Annotated in this window: 2 protein-coding genes; one reads left to right on the forward strand and one right to left on the reverse strand. The window is 74.4% G+C overall.

The window, feature by feature from the left end:
- The coding region (cobC, locus tag O3Q52_RS52450) for an Rv2231c family pyridoxal phosphate-dependent protein CobC (protein ID WP_269655446.1) at positions 1-889 on the forward strand (889 nt) is incomplete at its 5' end.
- A gap of 275 nt (positions 890-1,164) precedes the next feature.
- Here cobC and O3Q52_RS52455 read toward each other — a convergent pair.
- Positions 1,165-2,004 (reverse strand): SCO1860 family LAETG-anchored protein (locus O3Q52_RS52455; protein ID WP_269655447.1); only part of this gene is annotated, 840 nt, incomplete at its 5' end.

Genomic DNA, 2,004 nt, shown 5'->3' on the forward strand with positions numbered 1-2,004 from the left:
CGCGCGGGCCGCCGTGGCGGCGCGGCACGGGCTGCCCGTGGAGCGGGTGCTGCTCACGGCGGGCGCCGCCGAGGCCTTCGTACTGCTCGCGCGCGCCCTGAAGGTCCGTCAACCCATCGTCGTACACCCGCAGTTCACCGAGCCGGAGGCGGCTCTGCGGGACGCGGGGCACACCGTGGACCGGGTGCTCCTGCGGGCCGAGGACGGCTTCCGGCTCGACCCGGCGGCCGTCCCCGAGGACGCGGACCTGATCGTGATCGGCAACCCGACCAACCCGACGTCCGTCCTCCACCCGGCCGCCCTGGTAGCCGAACTCGCCCGTCCCGGGCGGACGTTGGTGGTCGACGAGGCATTCATGGACGCGGTTCCGGACGAGCGGGAAACCCTCGCGGGGCGTACGGACGTGCCGGGTCTGGTGGTGCTGCGCAGCCTCACCAAGACGTGGGGCCTCGCGGGGCTGCGCATCGGGTACGTCCTGGCCTCCCCCGAGACGATCGCCGAGCTCGAACGGGCCCAGCCGCTCTGGCCGGTGTCCACGCCCGCACTCGCAGCCGCCGAGGCCTGTATGACTCCGCGGGCACTGGCGGAACAGGACCACGCGGCCCGTCGCGTCGCGATCGACCGGGCCCATCTGGTCGCCGGGCTGAGGGAGTTCGCTTCCGACGGCGTCCGGGTCGCGGAGCCCGCCGAGGGCCCCTTCGTCCTCATCGGGCTCCCCGGGGCGGCAGCCGTCCGTGCGCGGCTGCGCCGACTGGGCTTCGCCGTGCGGCGCGGTGACACCTTCCCGGGGCTCGACGACACCTGGCTGCGCCTGGCGGTGCGCGACCGTGCGACGGTCAACCGCTTCCTCCAGGCCCTGGACCAGGCCCTGAGCCTGCGGGACCGCTGACGCGGACACCGTGCCCGGCGGGACTCCTGAGCCGGCGCGGGTGACACACCGCCCGGCGGCCCGGAGTTCGCCCGGGCGATGCGTCACCGGGGGCCGTGTGGCGTCGCCGGATGCCGACGCGGTGCGCCGACAGATGCAGGCGCGGCGCCGACGGATGCAGGCACGGTGGGCCGCGGATACCGGCATGGTGGGGCACAATCGCCCGTACGGGCGCCGGGCGCGTGAACTCCCCTCTGCCGCCGAGGAGTTCACGCGTCCGGCCGTCGAGGGTGTGCTCAGCCCCTCTTGCGGCGGGCCAGTACGACGGCTCCGCCTCCCGCCGCCAGCAGGGCGACCGCGCCCGCGGCAACGTACGGTGTCGACGAACTGCCGCCGGTCTCGGCGAGGTTGGCCTCGTCGGCGGGCGCGCCCTGCGGCTTCACCTCGGTCGCCGGCTCGACCGGGTCCGCGGGTGCGGCCGGTGCCTCGCAGGTGGCCTCGGCGAGGGTGACCGTGCCCTCGACCTCGGCCACGTTCAGCTTCAACGGGTTGATGGAGACCTTGAGTTGGAGCGCGGTGGCGGCTGCCGTACGCGAGGTGGTGCGGGTCGACGCCAGGTCGAGGCGCACCTCGCCGACGCCGGGCACCTTCACCTCGGTCGGGCCACCGGCGGTCACCGTGATCTTCCTGCCGAGGACCGTCACGGCGCCCAGCGGATTGACGGTGGCGACCGGCTTCTCGCCCGCCGCGCAGACCGCCTTCGCACTGACCTGCTCGATCTCGATGAGGGACAGCAGGGGCAGCCCCGGCACATGCACCTTGGCATGGGCGAGGTTCACCGAGCCCTCGGCCTTCTTCGCGGAGACCTTCGCGCTCGACCGGGCCACCTCCGCGCGCAGCACGGTGAACGGCTGCCCGCCGTCGACTCCGTCCAACTTGGCGGTGAGCGCGGTCTTTTCGGCGCTGTCCGGTGCCTGTACGTCGTTGAGCGAGACCGTGAGCGGGACGTTCACGGACTTGTTGAGCAGGGAGACGTCGAGCCCGGTGCGCAGGACGACGGCACTGGCGCGGCCGTGCTCCTCGGTCGCCCGGGCCGGGCCCGCGCCGGCCAGGACCGCGGGACCCGCGGCCAGGGC

The organism is Streptomyces sp. ActVer (assembly GCF_027270795.1).
Classification (GTDB): domain Bacteria; phylum Actinomycetota; class Actinomycetes; order Streptomycetales; family Streptomycetaceae; genus Streptomyces; species Streptomyces umbrinus_A.